Consider the following 20,803-nt stretch of genomic DNA (forward strand, 5'->3'; position numbering starts at 1 on the left):
ACTCATCCAATCACTTGCGTGACTGCGTGCGAGCTTCCACTGCGTCGCGCAATACCCGCGAGAGTGCAGCTGCACCCTTAGCCCACGTGAATTCGGCGGAACGAGTACGCGCCAGTGTTGAGCGCGACTGCCAGACTGCAGGGTCTTCAAGAGCGTGCACCTCACGGACAAGTTCTGCTGGGTCATCCGGGTCAAAGAAGCCGCCCGCGGCCCCGGAGATCTCACGAAAGATCGGAATGTCGCTCAGCAACACTGGAGTGCCGAGAACCATCGCCTCGACCTGTGGTAGTCCGAAGCCCTCGTCCCGCGATGCAGAAACAAGCGCAGTGGCCCGTGACAGGGTCTCGGCGTACACTTCGTCGCTCGCCCCATTGTGAAAAATGAGCGAGGATTCGGGAGCAAGCGCAGCTAACCGGGCCTTCACGTCGTCATCAGCGCGACTCATGAGATGCAGGGTGTACCCGGGCAAGTCGTGAAGCGCACGCGCGATGAGTTCCACGTTTTTGTATGGCATATAGGAGCCCATATAAACGAGCTCTCGCGAGGTGGGGGCGGTGCGCACGGCAGACTGCTGAGCGCTGTCAGTTCCTAAAGTCACCACAGAGATCGGTCGTGTGGTGAGTCGATGCTCAAGCATCTGATCGCGAGTCGTCTCGGAGTCTGTGACGTGCGCATCCGCACGGTTCAGTAGTGCACGCTGGAACGCCCAGGTGAGGTGATAGATACGCCACATTGCCCGAACCGGCCACGGCAGATTGCGGGGCGGCGTTGGATGCTTGTAGTAGATCAAATCGTGCACCGTCGTGACGAGAGCGTACTTGCGCCCGAACGGTCCCATGGTTTGCATCGGTGTGAATACAACATCCGGCCCGAGCTTATTGACCTGAAGCGCGACTAATGGTTCCCGAGCGCTTGTCGGTGAGCTCACCAGCTCCCACGGAAGGTCGGGCAAAAGTTCGAGCTGGCGCTTGTCAGAGATCAGCATCGTTACGGGGTGCAGCTTGTTCAATTCCTCAACCAGCCGTGAACCATAGCGACTGATACCGTCATGTCGGCCGATGCGCGTGTAGCGGCAATCAAAAACAATTTTCACTTGGTTGACTCCGCAACTGTTCCTGTATTGAGGAACGAAACAATTAATTCGGCGGCTTCGCGTGGCCGTTCGTAGTGGATGAGATGGCCAACATTGTCGAAAAGTTCGAGTCGGGCATCCGGAATCACATCCACCAGCCGCTCTTGCGCTGGAACAGGACTAATCGGATCGTTGCGTGCACCAATCAGCAAGGTTGGCATCAAAATCTGCTCTGCAAACATGCTGACGTCTGAGCCGATCGATGCTTCAAACCCCTCAAGCAGGCCGTCACGATTCGCGTAACTACTAAAGTACGCGTGATGCTGTTGATGTACCCAGCGGCGAAGTTCGGCGTCATGCGTCTTTACCATCGCAAGACTCATCACCCTCACGACAAGCCAATTGCTGAGCAGCGGTGCACCCAGGGCGAGGGGAAGTGATCGTGCCAAGCGGTAGAGGCCGAGAGTGATTTTACTGAGCACGGCATTAGGGCCGGCGAGGGCAGGCGCCGCGATTGGGTTCACGAGAATCAGTTGCGGTGTTGTAAGTCCGCGAGCTATTGCCGCCGCGACGACAATAGAACCAAATGAGTGGCCGAGCAGCACTGCGCGACCACTGAGTCCCAAAGATCCGATGAACGCGTCGAGCCACATTGCATAACCCGTGATGTCGTGGGCGTGCCCGTTGAGCGGCGCAGAGTCACCAAACCCGGGAAGGTCGGGGCTGACGATGCGGATGCCGCGAAGGTGTGCACACACCGCCTCGAGTCCGTGGTGGTCCCCCCGAAAACCGTGAACAAGAACGAGTACAGTCTCCGCATCTGCTGGCCCGTACTCCCAGTAGTGGGTTGTTGCGCCGAGCACGTCGATAGTGGAGTGTCTCGAAGGGTTAGCGGCGAGTAGTTCTCCGTACGGCGATGCGGGTCTCATTCACACAATTCTAGGCAGTCGCCGAGTGGTTGCTCGCATCTGACGTGTCGCGCGTCGAGAACGCTGCCCAAGCGATGGATCACCGCGAGCCGCGTTCCTGCTGTCAGTGCTCCGGCATACGCTGAGATCATGAGCAACTCGGGAACCCTAGCCACTTTCGATCTTGAGACGACTGGCGTTGATGTTGAAACCAGCCGCATCGTTTCAGCCTGTATTGCCATCGTCGATTCTTCAGGTCGCGTACTGTCACGCTGGGATTGGCTTGCCGACCCCGGAATTGAAATTCCCGAAGGTGCTGCCGCAATTCACGGTATCTCAACTGAGCGAGCACGGGCCGAGGGTCGCGATGCCTCCATCGTTGTTGCCGAGATCGTACAAACTCTGAAAGTGACCTGTGGTCTCGGCATCCCGCTCGTGGTCTACAACGCGCCGTATGACCTTTCACTACTTGATCGGGAGTGCCGTCGTTATTCGATCGACCCGCTGCCCGAACCCTATGTCGTCATTGATCCTTTAGTGATTGACAAGGCAGTGGATCGCTACCGTCGTGGAAAGCGCACCCTTGAGGTAACATCGGGGTTGTACGGCGTAGTGCTCGACGATGCCCATGATGCTGGCTCGGATGCAATTGCTGCCGCACGCGTGGCCCAAGCCCTGCTGGTGAAATTCACCGAGGAGCTGAGCATTCCGTTCGCCGAACTTCACGCTCGTCAACGCCAGTGGTACTCCGACCAGGCAGCCAGTTTTCAGGACTACATGCGCTCGTCCAAGGGCGACCATGATTTCGTCGCCAACGGCGAATGGCCCGTCCGCTCGTTCCCGCAGTAGCAGCTACTTCTTCGTAGGTCGGCTGCAACAGAGGTGCCTCGCCAGTTTCTCGACGTGGTCGCCAGTGGTGACGCTGGCGCAATTGGCAGCGGAAGTCGCTGTTAACGACTGAAGGCGACCGGAATACCGGTCGCCTTCAGTGAAACTGGAGTGTTACTAGTTGCCGAAGCCCTTGTAACGGTTCTTGAACTTCTCAACGCGCCCGGCGGAGTCCATGATGCGCTGCTTGCCCGTGTAGAACGGGTGCGACTCAGAGGAGATTTCAACGTCGATCACCGGGTAGGTGGTGCCGTCTTCCCACTCGATCGTCTTCTCGCTCGTCACTGTTGAACGGGTGAGGAACGTTGAGCCCGACGCGAGGTCGCGAAAAACGATGGGCATGTATGTGGGGTGGGTCTCGGACTTCATTGGATTTCCCTGGGTTCTGGATTAAGTGCTGAGTTCTGGACTACATAAAAGACGTAGGCGGTCACGCGGACCGACACACAAGCCTATCAGAGGTTTAGGTGGCCCGCGCCGTGTAGCGGCCCGAGTCTTTTGTGATGATCAGCTCAAGCCCAAAGGCTGCGCTCAAGTTCTCTGACGTAACAACATCGTCAATCTTACCGGCGCTATGCACTGTTCCGTCGGTGATAATCAGCGCGTGCGTAAATCCCTGAGGAATCTCTTCGACGTGGTGCGTAACCATGACGATTGCTGGTGCGCTTTCTGCCTTCGCATAGCCACTCAGTAATTGCACGAGTTCTTCGCGAGCACCGAGGTCAAGGCTTGCGGCAGGTTCATCCAGCAGAAGCAGCTCTGGGTCAGTCATGACTGAGCGCGCAATTTGTACACGCTTCTGTTCGCCATCGCTCAGATCTCCAAAGCGGCGGTCTTCGAGGTGCGAAAGGCTCCACTCGGCGAGAACTCTCCGGGCACGGCGAATGTCAACCTTCTCGTACTGCTCGTTCCAGCGGCCGGTAACCGAATACGCAGCAGTGAGAACGACGTCGATTACCCGCTCGCTGTTGGGCACGCGACGAGCCAGTGCCGTCGATGCGAACCCGATTCGGGGACGTACATCGAACACATCGGCCGACCCGAGCGTGCTCTCAAGCACGACGACTTCACCCGAACTGGGATGAATCTGGGCGGCAGCCAACTGCAACAGGGTGGTCTTGCCTGCACCATTTGGCCCCAGAATCACCCACCGATCGGATGCCTCTGCGCTCCACGAAATCGAGTCGAGAATTGTGGTGCCGTTGCGAGTAACGGATACATCAGAAAAAGAGAGGACACTAGCCATGATCCCCTATCCTATTCGCTCTGACCCTCTCGCGGGGCAGCCACTCGACTGATCCCGATAGTCTGGAACGCGGTGCTGCAAGGTTCCGACACATTACGACCGAAGCTGTGGCACGAAAGGCTCAACTTGTGGCTAAATTTCTCGTTGTTCTCGATGTAGATTCCACTCTGATCGAGAACGAGGTTATCGAGTTGCTCGCCGCCCATGCGGGCTCCGAAACCGAGGTTACCGACATTACAACTCGTGCCATGAATGGTGAACTCGACTTTGAGCAGAGCTTGCGTGCGCGAGTGGCAACGTTGGCTGGGCTTGATGAATCAGTGGTGGCAGACTGCGGTCGCGACATCCGAATCACTCACGGTGCTGAGGAAATGATCGCTGCGGTCATTGCGGCCGGAGGAAATGTCGCCGCCGTATCCGGTGGATTTCATGAGCTGCTCGATCCAATCGCGAAAAAGCTTGGCTTGGCCTACGCACGCGCCAACCGACTTGAAGTAGTTGGCGGCAAGCTCACGGGCAACGTTCTTGGCCCCGTTATCGATGCCCAGGCAAAAGCGGATGCGCTTCATGAATGGGCAGCAGCGACAGGCACTCCCCTCTCGGCAACCATCGCTGTCGGCGATGGAGCTAATGACTTGCTCATGATGAGCGCGGCAGCACTCTCGCTGGGGATCACCGCTAAACCGATCGTGCGCGCCAATGCTGATGTTCACATCGATACGCGGGATCTGAGCGTAATTTTGCCGCTCTTAGGCCTCCGCGGATAGTCAGCGCGGACCGCGTGTGCGGCTGCGCTCTTCTAGTGGCCCATTCCGAGACCGCCATCGACCGGAATGATGGCTCCAGAAATGTAAGCGGCATCGTCGCTAGCGAGCCACGTAATTGCTCGGGCGACCTCTTGAGGCTGGGCGAAGCGACTTGCCGGGATCTGTTTGAGGTACGCATCCTGCTGTTCAGCCGGCAGCGCAGCCGTCATATCGGTCTCTATGAATCCGGGAGAAACGACGTTGGCAGTGATACCCCGACTGCCTAATTCCCGCGTCACTGAGCGAGCAAGACCAATGAGTCCACTCTTCGACGCTGAGTAATTGACCTGACCAGTAGAACCGAGAAGACCTACGACACTCGAAACAAGAATGATGCGCCCAAACCGTGCTTTCATCATGCCCTTGGATGCGCGCTTGACCACCCGGAACGCACCGGAGAGGTTGGTGTCGATCACTTGAGTAAAGTCGTCATCGCTCATACGCATCAAGAGCATGTCACGCGTAATCCCTGCATTCGCTACTACGACTTCAACCGGACCAAGTTGTGCTTCGACTTCAGTGAATGCAGCATCAATGCTCGCCGGATCGGTAACGTCGGCGATCACAGTGAGCGTGCCTTCCGGTCCGGACCCAGTACGCGCAGTCACGGCGACTCTGTGCCCCTGAGCAACAAACTCTTCGGCAATAGCCCGGCCAATACCGCGATTGCCGCCGGTAACAAGAACGATCCGTGATGGAGATGCTGTGGTGCTCATGGTTCCCAGCATATAGTCGCGAACAGCGGCGTAGGCTTAGGTCTACCTTCCTCGATACCTAAGAAAGCCCATGACCAGTCCTGAGTCGATTACCTCGCTCCCTGAACGACCCGATGACGAGCGCCATCGACGCATGGTCAATTACTCGATCGCTATGGCGATCCGAGTTGTCTGTGTTCTCTTGTGCGTCTTCGTTCGGGGCTGGTGGCTCGTACTTCCGATTCTCGGTGCGGTCGTCTTGCCCTACATCGCCGTTGTCCTGGCGAACGTTAATTCGAGTCGATCCGGCTCGATTAATACGCCAGGTCAATTCGCCATTGGCTCGATCAACTCCTCGAGCGATTCGAACTCGTCAGACGAGGCAGCTCGTTGATCGGAGAGAACGGCCCAGTAACCTCGCAGTGCTCACGAGCAGGATGTTTGTTGGATGCTCGCTGGAACGTCAATTGGCGCAACCCCCGCATCCACGGTCTTGAGAGGGTCAAGATTTGGTTGGCGTGTGACGAACATGTCGACTACCTCAATGATTACCTCAGCACTCGAGGCTTTCCTGTTGTGGTTAGCGAGCTTGCACATCCTGCAACCGTTGTACCGGATGGTGCATCACAGTGAAAAAGTGGCGCTTCGCGTTCTCGCAGAGATGGTTTGGCTACCTGGCTTTAGTTGTCGCATTTGCGATTGGTTGCGTGTTTCTCTCGCATTGGCAGTTTGACCGCCGCGAAGAAGCCGCGGCTGAAGTCGCTCGAGTCAGCGAGAACTGGGATGCGGCGCCGCAACAACTCGACAGTCTGATGCCGGAACTCGCTGATTTTGATATCGACAATAAGTGGATGTCTGTGGCGGTCAGCGGTCAGTACTTGGAGAACGAACAACTGTTGGTTCGCGGGCGCCCGTATTCCGGTCAGCCCGGTTTCGAGATCCTTGTGCCGTTCAAGCTTGAGAGCGGCCGTGTCATCATCGTCGATCGAGGTTGGGTTCCTGCGGGTAATAGCCAAGATTCACCGGATGCCGTGCCGACTCCCCCATCGGGCGCAATCGATATTGTGGTCCGCCTCAAACCCGGTGAGCCCACCGTTCAGGGTCGGTCAGCACCTGCTGGCCAAGTCGCAACGATTCACTTACCAACGATCGCGAACCTTCTAGACGAAGAAACGTATATCGGCGGGTACGGCCTTCTTGCCTCTGAGTCCCCCAGCGTCGCTGAAATGCCGATTGCCTATCCGAAACCGCTTCTGGATGAAGGCGCTCACCTGTCGTATGCGTTTCAGTGGGTAGCTTTTGGAGTTCTGGCCTTTATCGGGCTCGGCTGGGCGGTCCGGCAGGAGTACCGTCTCATCAATGAAGCGGATCCTGCGGAACGCGAGCGTGCTGACAAACGCAAACGAAAAGCGGAAGACCGCGGCCCAACGGATGCCGAGATCGAAGACGCGATTCTCGACGCCTAGCTAGCCTCGCAGGCGTGTCGTACCTGAAGTCTGGATGACGAAGCTCGGCCGAGCAATGCTACGCCAGCGAGATGAGGTCCGCGTAGTCCTTATTCCAGTGGTCTTCGATTCCGTCAGGCAGAATCAGAACGCGTTCGGGGTTAAGGGCCTGGACGGCACCCTCATCGTGGCTCACAAGCACAACGGCGCCCTTGTAGTTCGACAGCGCGCCCAAGATTTCCTCGCGGCTCGCGGGGTCAAGGTTGTTGGTGGGCTCATCGAGAAGAAGTACGTTTGCGCCACTGACAACGATCATGGCCAGTGCGAGTCTGGTTTTCTCTCCACCAGAGAGAACGCCAGCAAGCTTTGCTGAGTCATCACCGGTGAACAGGAATGAACCGAGAACCCGGCGGGCTTCCATCTCCGTAATGTGAGGAGACGACGACACCATGTTTTCGAGAACCGAACGCTTAACGTCGATTGTCTCGTGCTCCTGGGCGTAGTAACCGATGCGAAGGCCGTGGCCAGGCTCAATATGCCCGGTGTCTGGTTTGTCGACGCCGGCGAGCATCCGCAACAACGTGGTCTTTCCTGCACCGTTGAAGCCCAGGATTACTACTTTCGAGCCGCGGTCGATCGCGAGATCGACGGATGCGAAGATTTCAAGCGAGCCGTAGCTCTTGCTGAGGTTGTAGCCCATGAGCGGCGTACGACCGCAGGGCGCTGGGTCGGGGAAACGGAGTGCGGCAACCCGATCGTTGGCGCGCACGTCATCGAGACCGGCAAGCAATTTTTCTGCTCGAGCAACCATCTGGTGGGCAGAAGCAGCCTTTGACGCTTTTGCACCGAATTTAGCGGCCTGAGCTTGCAGCGTGCTCGCCTTCTTCTCTGCGTTGGCGCGTTCCTTTCGGCGACGCTCTTCGTCAGACTGGCGCTGGCGAAGGTAATGCTTCCAGCCCATGTTGTATTGATCGATTTGCTGCCGGTTGGCATCCAAGTAAAAGACCTTGTTCACGGTGTCTTCGACGAGCTCAACATCGTGGCTAATCACGATCAAACCGCCACCGAAGTTCTTCAAGAATTCTCGAAGCCACACAACCGAATCGGCGTCGAGGTGGTTTGTTGGTTCGTCAAGAAGCATCGTGTCTGCGCCCGAGAATAGAATCCGCGCGAGCTCGATGCGGCGACGCTGTCCGCCGGAAAGCGTAGACAGCTGTTGATCGAGAATGTGATCCGGCAGGCTCAAGTTGCTCGCGATCGATGCCGCTTCGGCTTCAGCCGCATACCCCCCTAGGGATAAGAAGCGGTCATCCAACTTGCCGTATCGATCCATGGCGGCAGCGCTGATTTCTGGATCGCTGCTTCCCATCTCGTCTTGAGCTTGGCGCATCTTCAGCACGATGCTGCCGAGCCCTCTGGCGTCAAGAATGCGAGTACGCGCGAGATCTTCAGGGTTTCCGGAGCGGGGGTCCTGCGGCAAGTAGCCGATCTCCCCGGTACGTTCGATTGATCCGTCGGTGGACTCAAGTTCTCCGGCAAGCGTTTTCGTGAGGGTTGTCTTGCCGGCACCGTTTCGCCCGACCAGCCCGATTTTGTCGCCGCGATCGACTCTGAAATTGACGCCCTGCATCAGCATGCGTGCGCCAACGCGCAACTCGAGATCATGCACAGCAAGCACGGCAAAACATCCAAATCTTGGGGGTTGGGGTTAGTGGGCGACAGCACCAACCAACTAGTCTACTTCCTAGCGTTGGCTGCACAGTGCAGTCAGAATTTTACTGATCCGGAGCGCTCCGCTATGAGCAAGAAACCCGTCAGGTTACCCGCAACCATAATCGATCAAGTTTTCGGTCAGAATTTCGTGTCCAGCGTGACCTTCATTGTCGCGGGTGCGGCGCTTACCGCAATCTTGGCACAGTTCGTCGTGCCGCTAGATCCGGTGCCCCTCACGGCTCAAACACTCGCTGTACTACTGGTCGGAATGGCTCTGGGAGCTCTCCGCGGTGCTCTTGCCATGGTTGTGTATGTGGGTCTAGGAGCAATAGGCTTGCCCATCTTCAGCGGCGGCGAGGCAGGAATCACGGTACTCACAGGACCAACAGGTGGGTACCTCATTGGCTATGTATTTTGCGCGGCAATCGCTGGACTCTTCGCCGAGCGGCAATGGGACCGAACCTTTATTCGCGCGCTAGTCGGAGCGAGTCTCGCAATTGCCGTCACATTCATTTGCGGGCTGATAGGTCTGGCTGTCGCGTTCCACGCTAGAGGGCAGTCGACATCGATCTCTAGCCTTATCGAAGTCGGACTCACCCCGTTCTTACTGGGTGCCGCTACCAAGATCATCTTGGCCGCAGCCATACTCTCCGTAACCTGGAGTGCAGTGCTGCGGCACAGTGCGGTCGAACCGGTTTCCCGCTAGCGAAGCAGCGAACTAGATCGAGAATCCCAGCGCGCGCATCATGTCACGCCCGTCATCGGTGATCTTTTCTGGGCCCCACGGCGGCATCCAGACCCAATTGATACGGAACGCTTCAACAACGTTGTCCAGAGATTGTGCAATCTGCTCTTCAATTACGTCGGTCAAGGGACAACCAGCGGAAGTCAACGTCATGCTGATGATGAGCGCATTGTTCTCGGGATCCCAACTCAAATCGTAGATCAGGCCAAGATCAACAATATTGACGCCAAGCTCGGGATCGACGACGTCCTTTAGCGCCTCTTCGACCTCGTCGAAGAGTGCGGGAGCCAAAACAGTAGACATGGCTTTAGGCTACGCTCGTGTCGGTCAAAAATCGATCATAGCCTTCGTTTTCAAGGCGATCTGCAAGCTCAGGACCACCCTGCTCGGCCACTCGACCATCAACGAACACGTGCACGAAATCAGGCTTGATGTATCGCAAGATACGAGTGTAATGAGTGATCAGCAGCAAGCCGAGACCTGTTGACTCGTGTGCGCGATTGACGCCCTCAGAGACAATCTTGAGTGCGTCTACGTCGAGTCCCGAATCAGTCTCGTCGAGAATCGCGAATTGTGGCTTGAGAAGCTCCAACTGCAGAATCTCGTTGCGCTTCTTCTCTCCGCCGGAGAATCCCTCGTTCACGTTACGGTCAGAGAACGCCTTGTCCATCCGGAGTGCCTTCATCGAGGCGTTGACCTCTTTGATCCACGGCCGAAGTGCAGGAGCCTCACCGCTGAGAGCGGTCTTGGCGGTGCGAAGGAAGTCGGCGACCTTGACTCCGGGAATCTCTACTGGGTACTGCATAGCCAAGAAAAGCCCAGCGCGAGCACGAGCATCGATGCTCATATCGAGCACTTCTTCTCCATCGAGAGTGACAGATCCGCTCTCGACGTGGTACTTGGGGTGGCCCGCAATCGTATAAGCCAGAGTGGACTTTCCCGAACCGTTGGGCCCCATGATCGCGTGGATTTCTCCCTGCTTGATCGTGAGGTTGACACCCTTCAGGATGTTCTTGGTGCCCTGCTCAGTTTCAACGCTGACGTGCAAGTCTTTGACTGACAATACTGACATTTATTTCTTTCCTTAATGGTCTCGTGAGGAGGGCGTTTAGCCCTCGATGGCGACGGTGTCTTCTGGGTCGATGTGAACCCCGCCATCGTCGTCGATCTTCACTACAAAGACCGGTACAGGTTCATAGGCTGGCAAGCTCAGCGGCTTACCAGTATCGAGCGAAAACAGTGAACCGTGAGCCCAGCACTCGATCGCCCCGTCTTCGACAAAGCCTTCGGCTAGAGAAATATCTCCATGCGTACAGGTATCGCCAATGGCGTGAACTACGCCGGCCGAATCTTTAACAATCGCGATGGCAGTGCCATCTAGATCAACACGGTAGGCCTTGTTCGGCTCAAGTTCGTCGATTCCGCACACTCGCTGAGCGGTCATGAGAGAGTGCCTTCCAGCTCAGCTTCAATCGCCGAATGCAGACGCGCTTCAAGCGCGCCGTCGCCGACCTTCTGGACGATTTCCGTGAGGAATCCGATGACGACCAGACGTCGCGCCTCGGCTTCGGAGATACCTCGAGCTTGGAGATAGAAGAGCTGCTCGTCGTCGAACCGTCCGGTTGCACTGGCGTGCCCGGCACCCTGGATGTCGCCAGTTTCGATTTCCAAGTTGGGAATCGAGTCAGCGCGTGTTCCTTCAGTGAGAACGAGGTTGCGGTTCTGCTCGTAACTGTCGGTGCCAGCACCCTCACTGCCGATAAGAACGTCGCCGACCCACACGGTGCGTGCTCCCTCTCCCTGAAGCGCACCCTTATAGTTCACGCGGCCGCGCGTGTGCGCTGCTTGGTGATGCAGGTAAACGCGCTGTTCGAGGTGCTGACCCTTGTCGGCAAAGTACAGACCGTTGAGTTCGCCATCCGACCCTTCTCCTGAGAGATGAACCGAGGGGTTGACTCGAACGACCTTGCCGCCAAGCGACACGATTGTGTGTTTGAGGTAGGCATCACGGCCGACTTGCGCAAAGTGACTTGCCAAGTGAATCGCTTCGTCGTTCCAGTCTTGAACGCTAACCACATTGAGCTTGGCGCCCTCCTCGACAACAATTTCGACGTTCTCGCTCAGAAGCGCAGCTCCGGACGACTCAACGATGATCGTGCTGTTGCTGTGAGGGCGAGCAGTGATAACAATGTGCCCAGCGCGGGCATCAGTGCCGAGTTCAGTGCGAGTCAGGCGAAGCGTCACGTGTTCTTCGCTAGTAACCGTGATTGCTAGCGCTTGCTCGAAACTTGTCCAAGCATTGGCAGATGCGCGCTCTTCTGGAGCACCCGCTGATGCGATGCGTTTGTCGTCTCTGGCGACCCATTCGACGACAACGCCATCGGGCACCTCCGCGTCAAACGGATAGTTCCCACCGTTGAGGGTGTCATCAAGCAAAGGCTTAATGAGTTTCACCGGTGAGAGCTTCCAGTCCGCTTCGATCCCTGTTACGGGGGCGAAATCGGCGTGTTCGAACGACTTAGGTCGTGCGGAACGCGTTTGAACGGGAACGAAGTTCTTATCTTCGGCATCCCATCCACCATCGCTATGAGCTTTGAGTCCGTGTTGTTCTGGTGTAACGACGGTCATTTAGCCGACGGATCCTTCCATGCTCAGTTCAATGAGCTTATTGAGTTCGAAGGCGTACTCCATGGGCAGTTCGCGTGCGATGGGCTCGATGAATCCTCGAACAATCATCGCCATCGCTTCGTCCTCTTCCATTCCCCGAGACTGCAGGTAGAAGAGTTGTTCAGCGCTCACCTTGGAAACCGTAGCCTCGTGCCCGAGCTGCACGTCATCCACACGGATGTCGATTGCCGGGTAGGTGTCCGATCGAGAAATTGTGTCAACCAAGAGAGCGTCGCAGCGCACAGTATTTGCCGAGTGATGAGCTTTCTCGTCTACTCGGACCTCTCCGCGGTAGCCGGCGCGACCTCCGCCTCGAGCCACTGACTTCGAAACAATTGACGAGGTCGTGTATGGGGCCATGTGAATCATTTTGGCGCCGGCGTCCTGATGCTGACCGGGGCCCGCGAACGCGACCGAGAGGGTTTCGCCCTTGGCGTGCTCGCCGACGAGGTAGATCGACGGGTACTTCATCGTGACCTTTGAACCGATGTTTCCATCAATCCACTCCATAGTTGCGCCTTCGTGCGCGATCGCACGCTTGGTCACCAGGTTGTAGACGTTGTTGGACCAGTTTTGGATCGTTGTGTAGCGAACGCGAGCGTTCTTCTTCACGATAATTTCCACCACGGCCGAGTGCAGCGAATCCGACTTATAGATCGGCGCGGTGCAACCCTCGATGTAGTGAACGTATGAGCCCTCATCCGCAATGATTAGCGTGCGCTCAAACTGGCCCATGTTCTCCGTATTGATCCGGAAGTAGGCCTGCAACGGAATCTCTACGTGGACGCCCTTGGGAACGTAAACGAACGAGCCACCAGACCACACAGCGGTGTTCAGCGCGGCAAATTTGTTGTCGCCAGCGGGAATCACTGATCCGAAATACTCGTCAAAGAACTCGGGGTGCTCGCGCAGCGCCGTATCAGTGTCCATGAAGATGACACCCTTAGCTTCAAGTTCAGCGTTGATTGAGTGGAAGACAACTTCAGACTCGTACTGTGCGGCTACGCCAGAGACAAGACGATTACGCTCCGCCTCGGGAATACCCAACTTCTCATACGTGTCACGAATATCGGCAGGAAGGTCTTCCCACGTCTGGGCTTGCTTTTCCGTGGAACGAACAAAGTATTTAATGTTGTCAAAGTCGATGCCCGAGAGGTCTGCGCCCCACTTCGGCATCGGTTTGCGACCGAAGAGCTCAAGGCCTTTTAGGCGTTTCTTGAGCATCGATTCTGGTTCGTTTTTCAGCGTTGAGATGTCGCGGACGACCTCTTCGTTGATGCCTCGTCGTGCAGAGGCTCCTGCAACGTCGGAGTCAGCCCAGCCGAACTCATACTGGCCCATGCCACTGAGTTCCGGACGATCAATAAGCACGTCGGACATTGGTACCTCTTTTCCTGCCCCTATCAACCAAGGTGGCTGTGTTGGCATTCCTTCGCACAGCAGATTGCCGGGAATATTTCGTGAGTTGCGCGTGCACTGTGTCACAACACAGTGCGGGCGAACTTAGACTGAAACAGGACAAGCAAGGCATTACCTCGCTGTCATCATTGACTTCCCGGCATGGGCTGTGTTCCTGAACGCAATCCATTCTACAGGCAGAAGCTCGAAATAACAGGAGGTACGGCCGTGAACGCCGTCATCGCACGATTACCCCAGTTCGTCAGCACGCGAGTTCGCTTTTTCGCAGTGACATCTCTCGTCATTCAGATTCTGATTGTCGCAACGGGAGGGGCTGTTCGCCTCACAGGTTCAGGACTCGGATGCCCGACCTGGCCACTCTGCACCGATGCGTCCCTCATCGCGACGCCAGAGATGGGAGTGCACGGTGCAATCGAGTTCGGAAACCGCCTGTTGTCGATCATTGTCGGCTTTGTCGCCATCCTTATGGTCCTGATGCTCATCCGGCTTCGTCGCGAGCGTCGCGACCTGATGACCCTTGGTCTAGTCATCCTCGGTGGAACGGTTCTTCAAGGACTGATTGGTGGGCTATCCGTTCGCGTTCAACTGGATCCGAGCGTCGTTGGCGTTCACTTTGCGATATCGGCAATTCTGGTCGCAGTCAGTGCTGCCTTGGTCTACCGAGTATGGATGGGCCCCCGAGGTGACCGACTCCTTGTCTCGCGTCCGATCGCTCTCCTGACCCACGTAACGAGCCTCTTTGTTGCTTTGACAATCATCGCGGGCATCCTTACTACAGGGGCAGGACCTCACGCTGGTGATGACGGCTCCGCTCGCAACGGCCTGGATGCGAGCATCCTGCAGCACGTGCATAGCTGGCCAGGCTACGCGCTGCTGGCAACCACGCTCGCGCTCGTGATCATGCTTGCCATCGGCGGTCATCGTCGAATCATGAACTTTGCGATCATCCTGCTCGTCCTCGAAGCTGTGCAGGCCGTCGTCGGTATCGTTCAGTCCCGCACCGGATTGCCGATCGTACTTGTCGGCAGCCATATGATCATCGCGTGCACGATAGCTGCGGCAATGACCGTAGTAGTGCTCTCGTTGCGGAGTTCGAACCCGCAAGCCACACAGTCCGTACCTGCTCACGAGGAGCTAGCGGCTAGGTGAGCTAGCGACCAGTGCCGTTGCGAGGTTAGCCGCTCTTAGAACGGAAGAAGTGGGTCGATACCGACCGCGAGGAACACCAGCGTCAGGTAGCTGATTGAGCTATGGAAGACCCGCATCGCTTTAACTTCGCCGTGGCGGATTGCCGTTGAATACAAACGGTGAGACTCGATGATGAACCACGCGCCGCTGCCTGCGGCAACCACGGTGTAGACAATCCCCATGTCAGCGACGGGTACCAGCAGTAGCGAACAAACGACGGTTGCCCAGGCGTACAAGATGACTTGGAGCCCGACTGCTGCGCGGCCACGAACTACCGCGAGCATTGGTACGCCGACAGATTGGTACTCTGCCCGGTATTTCATCGACAGCGGCCAGTAGTGCGGAGGTGTCCAGAGAAATACAACGGCGAAAAGCACAATCGACGCCCACGAGAGATCACCGGTGACTGCTGCCCATCCGATGAGCACGGGCATGCACCCTGCAATTCCGCCCCAAATAATATTCTGAGGGGTGCGACGCTTCAGCAGCAGGGTATACACGAAGACGTAGAAGAGAATGGCAAAGAGCGACAGTCCCGCCGCAAGCCAGTTAGTCAAGACGCCAAGCCAGAGAACCGACCCAGCTCCCGTTACCCACGCAAACACAAGAGCCTCGCGGTCGCTTAACTCGCCGGTAACCAACGGACGGTTCTTCGTACGAGCCATGACACGGTCGATATCGCGATCGATGTAACAGTTGAAGGCGTTTGCTGATGACGCACTGAGAATTCCGCCAACCAGCGTCGCCAACACGAGCCACAGGTTGGGAATGCCGTTAGCAGCAAGCACCATCACTGGAACCGTCGTTACAAGCAGGAGTTCGATAACTCGCGGTTTTGTTAGTGCGACATACGCGCGTGTCTTACGGAGGATGCCGATGCGTTCGTGCTGCGTACGGGCTTCTAAAGTGACATCCATACCCACGATTCTAAACCGCTGAAGCGATTGCGCTGACCGTCACCGTAGCAAGGCGCCGTTCACCTGCTCTGTTCCCTATACTTGGGATGCCCGCCTCTCGGTGACGAGGTCCGTGTTCTGCGTTCGCGTAGTTGCGACAACCCACTGAGCGAGCCAAAGATGTCGCGTGGCGGGCCGTTCACGTGCCCTGATCGTTCACGGTCAGGCACTTCGCTTGCAGAAGGGTCATTATTCTCATGGCAGCTTTTCAATGGGATCACATCGACAACAAAGCAGTAGATACTGCTCGAATTCTGGCGGCTGATGCTGTTGAGAAGGTAGGTAACGGGCATCCCGGTACCGCGATGAGTTTGGCGCCTGCAGCGTATCTGCTATTTCAGAAAGTGATGCGTCGCGATCCAAGCGACGATCAATGGCTGGGGCGCGACCGTTTCATCCTTTCAGTGGGCCACAGTTCACTAACCCAGTATGTCCAGCTGTACCTCGGCGGCTACGGCCTCGAACTCGACGACCTCAAGGCACTTCGCACCTGGGGTTCGCTCACACCTGGTCACCCCGAGTACGGCCACACCAAGGGTGTCGAAATCACTACGGGGCCCCTAGGTCAAGGCATCGCCTCGTCCGTCGGTTTTGCCTATGCTTCGCGTTTCGAGCGCGGTCTATTTGACCCAGAAGCAGCAGCAGGTGAGAGCCCGTTCGATCACTTCGTCTACGTCATTGCCGGCGATGGAGATCTTCAAGAAGGCGTATCGTCAGAGGCTTCCTCTCTTGCCGGCCACCAAAAGCTTGGCAACCTGATTGCTATCTACGACAGCAATCAGATTTCCATTGAAGACGACACCAACATCGCCTTCACCGAAGACGTTCACATGCGCTACGAGGCGTACAACTGGCATGTTCAGGTAGTTGATTGGAAGAAGACCGGCGAGTACGTCGAAGACGTCGAAGCTCTCAATGACGCGATTGAGGCAGCTAAGGCCGTCACAGATCAGCCGTCGTTGATCATCCTGCGCACCATTATTGGTTGGCCAGCACCGAGCAAGCAGAACACCGGGAAGATCCACGGATCTGCCCTCGGTGCAGAAGAACTGGCAGGCACAAAAAAGGCGCTCGGTTTCGACCCAGAACAAAGTTTTGTCGTCGACGACGATGTGATTGCGCACACACGTCTCGCAGTTGAGCGTGGCAAGCACGCTCGAGCTTCGTGGACCGAGACCTTTGACAAATGGGCTGCCGCCAACCCCGAGCGCAAGCAATTACTTGACCGTATTCAGGCTGGCGAACTTCCCGAGGGATTCAGTGAAGCACTCCCCCAGTTCGAAGCTGGGAAGGATGTCTCAACACGCGCCGCCAGCGGCAAGGTACTTGGAGCACTCGGAGCGGTAATGCCCGAGTTGTGGGGCGGCTCATCCGACCTTGCAGAATCGAACCTAACTACCATCGCCGGCGGACAGTCGTTCATCCCGAGCGAACACTCCACAGGAGAGTGGAGCGGAAACGAATACGGGCGGGTGCTTCACTTCGGTATTCGCGAGCACGCAATGGGCGCGATCATCAACGGAATCGTCCTGCACGGAAACACCCGTGTGTTCGGCGGCACGTTCCTCATCTTCAGCGACTACATGCGCCCCGCAGTGCGATTGGCTGCCCTTATGGCCGTCCCGTCGATCTTCGTGTGGACTCACGACTCGATCGCTCTCGGCGAAGATGGTCCGACGCACCAGCCCATCGAACAGCTTGCAAGCCTGCGCATGATCCCGGGCCTCGATGTCGTTCGTCCCGCTGATGCTAACGAAACTGCGTGGGCCTGGAAGACGATTCTAGAGCGTCGCAACGGCCCAGCCGGAATCGCACTCACCCGTCAAAACGTTCCGACGTTTGCCCGCGGAGAAGGCGATGCAAGCGGCGAGACGTTCGCTTCCGCCTCCAACGTCGCGCGCGGTGCGTATGTGCTCGCAGAGGCTCCAAACGGAACGCCTGACGTCATCCTGATCGCTACCGGGTCTGAGGTTCAGCTTGCCGTTGAGGCGCGCGAGGCACTCAAGGCTGACGGAATCAACGCCCGTGTGATTTCTGCCCCGAGCCTTGAGTGGTTCTCTGAGCAGTCAGCCGAATACCGCGAGTCCGTTTTGCCTTCAACTGTGCGTGCACGCGTATCGGTCGAAGCAGGAGTCGCCACTGGATGGCGCGAGTACGTCGGCGACGCCGGCCGAAGCATCTCCATTGATCACTTCGGTGCATCGGCTGACTACAAGACTCTCTTCCGTGAGTTTGGCATCACCACCGAGGCCGTTGTGGCCGCAGCACGCGATTCTTTGGATGCCGTCTAGGCATTCCGATAAAGGAGACAAGAATGACTAACGAAACCCCCACCACCGCACTGTCCAACCTCGGAGTGAGCATTTGGCTCGATGACCTCTCACGTGAACGAATCAATTCAGGCGGCCTCGAGTCGCTCATTGAGTCGCGCAACGTTGTTGGTGTGACGACCAACCCGACGATCTTCGCAACGGCCTTGGCTAAGGGCGAAGCATACGACGAGCAGGTCGCTGCGCTTGCCGCCAAGGGCAAGACCGTTACGGAAGCTGTATTCGAGATCACTACGGACGACGTCGCTGCAGCTAGCGACATCTTCCGTCCCGTCTACGATGCAACTGGTGGCCGCGACGGCCGGGTGTCGATAGAGGTAGAGCCTGGGCTTGCTCACGATGCCGCAGGTACTATCGCGCAGGCGCAGCAGTTGTGGGCGAAAGTAGCCCGCGAAAATGCGATGATCAAGATTCCCGCAACCGTTGAGGGACTTGAAGCGATCACCGAGACCATTGCCGCCGGAATTAGCGTCAATGTCACGCTCATCTTCAGCCTGGCTCGCCACCGCGACGTCATTGAGGCCTACTTGACCGGACTTGAGAAGGCACAGGCCGCTGGCCATGACCTTTCCAAGATCCATTCGGTCGCATCATTCTTCGTTTCGCGGGTCGACACAGAGATTGACAAGCGACTGGACGCAATCGGTACCGATGAGGCCAAGGCACTCAAGAGCAAGGCTGGCGTAGCAAACGCTCGTCTCGCTTACGAACTCTATGAGGCAGCCTTCTCGACTGAGCGTGCTGAGGCATTGCTCTCCGCCGGCGCGAATAAGCAGCGCCCTCTCTGGGCATCCACTGGTGTGAAAGACCCCAGTCTCCCCGACACCCTGTACGTCACAGAGCTTGCTGTAGGCGAAACAGTAAACACCATGCCGGAAAAGACTCTCGAGGCTACGTTCGACCATGGAGTTATCGAAGGCGAACAGGTAACCGCAAATTACGCGGCGGCCAATATAACTCTGGACGCGCTAACCGCACTCGGTATCTCGTACGACGAAGTAACTGCCCTTCTCGAAAAAGAGGGTGTTGAAAAGTTCATTGTCTCGTGGAATGAGCTGCTCGACACCGTTTCTGCTGCGCTCGAGGCCGCAAAATGAGTGTGAAAATTGCTGTATCGGGAGCGGCAGCAGAAGCCGTCGACCGTATTGTTCCTCAGCTCGTCAACGATCTAGTCGCGAGCCGTATCACCGGAGGAGACTCCACTCTCTGGGGTCCTGAGGCGGAAGAAGAATCAGCTAAAAGACTCGGATGGGTTGAGGCAGTCTCGGTCGGACGTCCGATGGTTGAGGACATCTATGCGCTTCGCGACAAACTGCGGGCTGAGGGCGTCAACCACTTTGTCCTCGGCGGTATGGGTGGCTCCTCCCTCGCCCCCGAGGTGATTACGCGTACCTATGGCGTTGAACTCACTGTTCTCGATTCGACTGACCCTGCTCAGGTTTCAGCGGCGCTAGCGGACCGACTGGACTCAACAGCGGTCATCATTTCGTCGAAGTCAGGTTCGACCCTCGAAACTGATTCTCAAAAGCGCATCTACGAGAAGTCCTTTACTGACGCCGGAATCGACCCCCGTGAACGAATCGTGATTGTGACTGATCCTGGTTCTCCGATGGATGCTGCCGCTCGTACGGCGGGATACCGCGTATTCAATGCCGACCCCAACGTTGGTGGCCGATACTCAGCGCTTACCGCCTTCGGTCTCGTCCCCTCGGGCCTAGCGGGTGTTGATTTGGTGGAACTTCTCGATGAAGCAGAAGCCGTCATGGTTGAACTCGCCGTAGACAACGAGAGCAACCCTGGCCTCATTCTTGGTGCTGCGATTGCTGGTGCAGACCCGCTCAAGGACAAGCTGGGCATCGTTCCTGACGGCACGCACATCCTCGGATTTGGCGACTGGGCTGAACAGCTCATCGCAGAATCTACGGGAAAGCTCGGCAAGGGTCTTCTTCCCGTTGTCCTCAGCACTGACTCCCCCGAAATCACTGAAGCTCTTGATGATCTTCAGATCGTTCGGCTCGTTGGCGAATGGGACGACACCAAAGAGGTCATCGATGGGGAAATAGAGATTGCGGGCTCACTCGGCGGTCAATTACTGCTCTGGGAGTACGCGACAGTAGTTGCCGGGCGATTGCTCGGGATCAACCCGTTTGACCAGCCCGATGTCGAGGCCGCGAAGAATGCCGCGCGCGAACTGATTGACAATCCCACGCCACCGGTAGCACCGGCGTTTACTGTCGGGGATATAGAGATTCGTGGAACCGACGGTGTCATTGCTGACAGCAGCGATCTTTCCGGAGTTGTTTCTTCGCTGCTCTCCTATTTGGATGACGACGGTTACGTTGCGATTCAGGCCTACGCCGACCGCACTGCTTATCCAGAGCTCGCTCGTATCCGGGAACGCGCCGCAGCCCGCGCCAAACGGCCTGTCACATTTGGCTGGGGACCTCGCTTTTTGCACTCGACTGGACAGTTCCACAAGGGTGGGCCCGCTGTCGGAGTATTTTTGCAGATCATCGTGGTTGAAGATATTGACCTTCAAATCCCGGACCGTCCGTTTACTTTCGGACAGCTCATCCGTGCACAGGCGGCGGGCGATGCTAGCGTGCTAGCCGATCACGGTCGTCCCGTATTGAGCCTCACGGTTTCGAAGCCGAAGGTTTCGTTGCCGCTCGTTCTCGACGCGATCGGATAGCTGCCGCATCCTTGCGCAGCACACAGAGGAGAA

The 20,803-nt window shown here is 57.0% G+C and carries 22 protein-coding genes; 10 read left to right on the forward strand and 12 right to left on the reverse strand.

Features of this window, described 5'->3' with window-relative positions:
- Window positions 1-10: 10 nt before the first annotated feature.
- Together ACOH1Z_RS01105 and ACOH1Z_RS01110 are read right to left on the reverse strand one after the other, a co-directional pair.
- A complete protein-coding gene (locus ACOH1Z_RS01105) occupies window positions 11-1,093 on the reverse strand; it encodes a glycosyltransferase family 4 protein (RefSeq protein WP_449646661.1) in 1,083 nt (360 codons plus the stop codon).
- A complete protein-coding gene (locus ACOH1Z_RS01110) occupies window positions 1,090-2,001 on the reverse strand; it encodes an alpha/beta fold hydrolase (RefSeq protein ID WP_449646662.1) in 912 nt (303 codons plus the stop codon). The genes ACOH1Z_RS01105 and ACOH1Z_RS01110 overlap by 4 nt, the downstream gene beginning before the upstream one ends.
- A 129-nt stretch (window positions 2,002-2,130) precedes the next feature.
- On the opposite strand from ACOH1Z_RS01110, the gene ACOH1Z_RS01115 reads away from it, so the two are divergent.
- Complete coding sequence (locus ACOH1Z_RS01115) at window positions 2,131-2,829, forward strand: 3'-5' exonuclease (RefSeq protein WP_449646663.1); 699 nt, start codon at window positions 2,131-2,133, stop codon at window positions 2,827-2,829.
- A gap of 156 nt (window positions 2,830-2,985) precedes the next feature.
- Here the strand turns inward: ACOH1Z_RS01115 and ACOH1Z_RS01120 are convergent, their stop codons facing one another.
- Complete coding sequence (locus ACOH1Z_RS01120) at window positions 2,986-3,237, reverse strand: type B 50S ribosomal protein L31 (protein ID WP_010202510.1); 252 nt, start codon at window positions 3,235-3,237, stop codon at window positions 2,986-2,988.
- Window positions 3,238-3,331: 94 nt separating this feature from the next.
- Window positions 3,332-4,114 carry an ABC transporter ATP-binding protein gene (locus tag ACOH1Z_RS01125; protein ID WP_449646664.1) on the reverse strand — a complete coding sequence of 261 codons (783 nt, stop codon included), beginning with the start codon at window positions 4,112-4,114 and terminating at the stop codon, window positions 3,332-3,334.
- Between the two features lie 128 nt (window positions 4,115-4,242).
- Here ACOH1Z_RS01125 and serB point away from each other — a divergent pair, with 128 nt between their 5' ends.
- A complete protein-coding gene (gene serB, locus ACOH1Z_RS01130; protein ID WP_449646665.1) occupies window positions 4,243-4,881 on the forward strand; it encodes a phosphoserine phosphatase SerB in 639 nt (212 codons plus the stop codon).
- A 32-nt stretch (window positions 4,882-4,913) separates the two neighbouring features.
- Here the strand turns inward: serB and ACOH1Z_RS01135 are convergent, their stop codons facing one another.
- Window positions 4,914-5,636 (reverse strand): beta-ketoacyl-ACP reductase, encoded by a 723-nt coding sequence (locus ACOH1Z_RS01135; RefSeq protein WP_449646666.1) that lies wholly within the window; start codon window positions 5,634-5,636, stop codon window positions 4,914-4,916.
- A gap of 70 nt (window positions 5,637-5,706) precedes the next feature.
- On the opposite strand from ACOH1Z_RS01135, the gene ACOH1Z_RS01140 reads away from it, so the two are divergent.
- The 3 genes from ACOH1Z_RS01140 to ACOH1Z_RS01150 are packed head-to-tail and all read left to right on the forward strand — an operon-like array spanning window position 5,707 to window position 7,081.
- On the forward strand, window positions 5,707-6,009 hold the full coding sequence (locus tag ACOH1Z_RS01140) for a DUF3099 domain-containing protein (RefSeq protein ID WP_449646667.1): 303 nt from the start codon (window positions 5,707-5,709) through the stop codon (window positions 6,007-6,009).
- A 50-nt stretch (window positions 6,010-6,059) separates the two neighbouring features.
- Window positions 6,060-6,248, forward strand: coding sequence for a hypothetical protein (locus tag ACOH1Z_RS01145; protein WP_449646668.1), 189 nt, complete (start codon window positions 6,060-6,062; stop codon window positions 6,246-6,248).
- Window positions 6,245-7,081 (forward strand): SURF1 family cytochrome oxidase biogenesis protein, encoded by an 837-nt coding sequence (locus ACOH1Z_RS01150; protein WP_449646669.1) that lies wholly within the window; start codon window positions 6,245-6,247, stop codon window positions 7,079-7,081. The genes ACOH1Z_RS01145 and ACOH1Z_RS01150 overlap by 4 nt, the downstream gene beginning before the upstream one ends.
- Window positions 7,082-7,139: 58 nt before the next feature.
- Here the strand turns inward: ACOH1Z_RS01150 and ACOH1Z_RS01155 are convergent, their stop codons facing one another.
- The gene (locus ACOH1Z_RS01155; protein ID WP_449646670.1) at window positions 7,140-8,738 is read right to left on the reverse strand and encodes an ABC-F family ATP-binding cassette domain-containing protein; all 1,599 of its coding nucleotides are present in this window, start codon (window positions 8,736-8,738) and stop codon (window positions 7,140-7,142) included.
- 120 nt (window positions 8,739-8,858) lie between these two features.
- Here ACOH1Z_RS01155 and ACOH1Z_RS01160 point away from each other — a divergent pair, with 120 nt between their 5' ends.
- On the forward strand, window positions 8,859-9,479 hold the full coding sequence (locus tag ACOH1Z_RS01160; RefSeq protein ID WP_449646671.1) for a biotin transporter BioY: 621 nt from the start codon (window positions 8,859-8,861) through the stop codon (window positions 9,477-9,479).
- A 12-nt stretch (window positions 9,480-9,491) separates the two neighbouring features.
- Here the strand turns inward: ACOH1Z_RS01160 and ACOH1Z_RS01165 are convergent, their stop codons facing one another.
- From ACOH1Z_RS01165 to sufB, 5 genes are read right to left on the reverse strand one after another with little or no spacing between them, the layout of a single operon-like run.
- Entirely contained in the window at window positions 9,492-9,821 is a 330-nt protein-coding gene (locus tag ACOH1Z_RS01165) for a metal-sulfur cluster assembly factor (protein ID WP_100388990.1), read from the reverse strand.
- 4 nt (window positions 9,822-9,825) lie between these two features.
- Entirely contained in the window at window positions 9,826-10,590 is a 765-nt protein-coding gene (gene sufC / locus ACOH1Z_RS01170) for a Fe-S cluster assembly ATPase SufC (protein WP_449646672.1), read from the reverse strand.
- A 36-nt stretch (window positions 10,591-10,626) separates the two neighbouring features.
- The gene (locus ACOH1Z_RS01175) at window positions 10,627-10,962 is read right to left on the reverse strand and encodes a non-heme iron oxygenase ferredoxin subunit (protein WP_449646673.1); all 336 of its coding nucleotides are present in this window, start codon (window positions 10,960-10,962) and stop codon (window positions 10,627-10,629) included.
- Window positions 10,959-12,146 carry a Fe-S cluster assembly protein SufD gene (gene sufD, locus ACOH1Z_RS01180; RefSeq protein WP_449646674.1) on the reverse strand — a complete coding sequence of 396 codons (1,188 nt, stop codon included), beginning with the start codon at window positions 12,144-12,146 and terminating at the stop codon, window positions 10,959-10,961. The genes ACOH1Z_RS01175 and sufD overlap by 4 nt, the downstream gene beginning before the upstream one ends.
- On the reverse strand, window positions 12,147-13,565 hold the full coding sequence (sufB, locus tag ACOH1Z_RS01185) for a Fe-S cluster assembly protein SufB (RefSeq protein WP_449646675.1): 1,419 nt from the start codon (window positions 13,563-13,565) through the stop codon (window positions 12,147-12,149).
- 246 nt (window positions 13,566-13,811) lie between these two features.
- Between sufB and ACOH1Z_RS01190 the strand changes: the two genes are divergently transcribed.
- Window positions 13,812-14,753, forward strand: coding sequence for a COX15/CtaA family protein (locus ACOH1Z_RS01190; protein WP_449646676.1), 942 nt, complete (start codon window positions 13,812-13,814; stop codon window positions 14,751-14,753).
- Window positions 14,754-14,788: 35 nt separating this feature from the next.
- Here ACOH1Z_RS01190 and ACOH1Z_RS01195 read toward each other — a convergent pair whose 3' ends face one another.
- Window positions 14,789-15,709: a heme o synthase gene (locus tag ACOH1Z_RS01195; RefSeq protein ID WP_449646677.1), complete on the reverse strand. Its 921-nt coding sequence runs from the start codon at window positions 15,707-15,709 to the stop codon at window positions 14,789-14,791.
- A gap of 236 nt (window positions 15,710-15,945) precedes the next feature.
- Here ACOH1Z_RS01195 and tkt point away from each other — a divergent pair, with 236 nt between their 5' ends.
- From tkt to ACOH1Z_RS01210, 3 genes are read left to right on the forward strand one after another with little or no spacing between them, the layout of a single operon-like run.
- A complete protein-coding gene (tkt, locus tag ACOH1Z_RS01200) occupies window positions 15,946-18,039 on the forward strand; it encodes a transketolase (protein WP_449646678.1) in 2,094 nt (697 codons plus the stop codon).
- 23 nt (window positions 18,040-18,062) lie between these two features.
- Window positions 18,063-19,175, forward strand: coding sequence for a transaldolase (gene tal / locus ACOH1Z_RS01205; protein ID WP_449646679.1), 1,113 nt, complete (start codon window positions 18,063-18,065; stop codon window positions 19,173-19,175).
- Complete coding sequence (locus ACOH1Z_RS01210) at window positions 19,172-20,770, forward strand: glucose-6-phosphate isomerase (protein ID WP_449646680.1); 1,599 nt, start codon at window positions 19,172-19,174, stop codon at window positions 20,768-20,770. The genes tal and ACOH1Z_RS01210 overlap by 4 nt, the downstream gene beginning before the upstream one ends.
- Window positions 20,771-20,803: the final 33 nt, after the last annotated feature.

The sequence above is a fragment of the Rhodoglobus sp. genome, assembly GCF_053580035.1.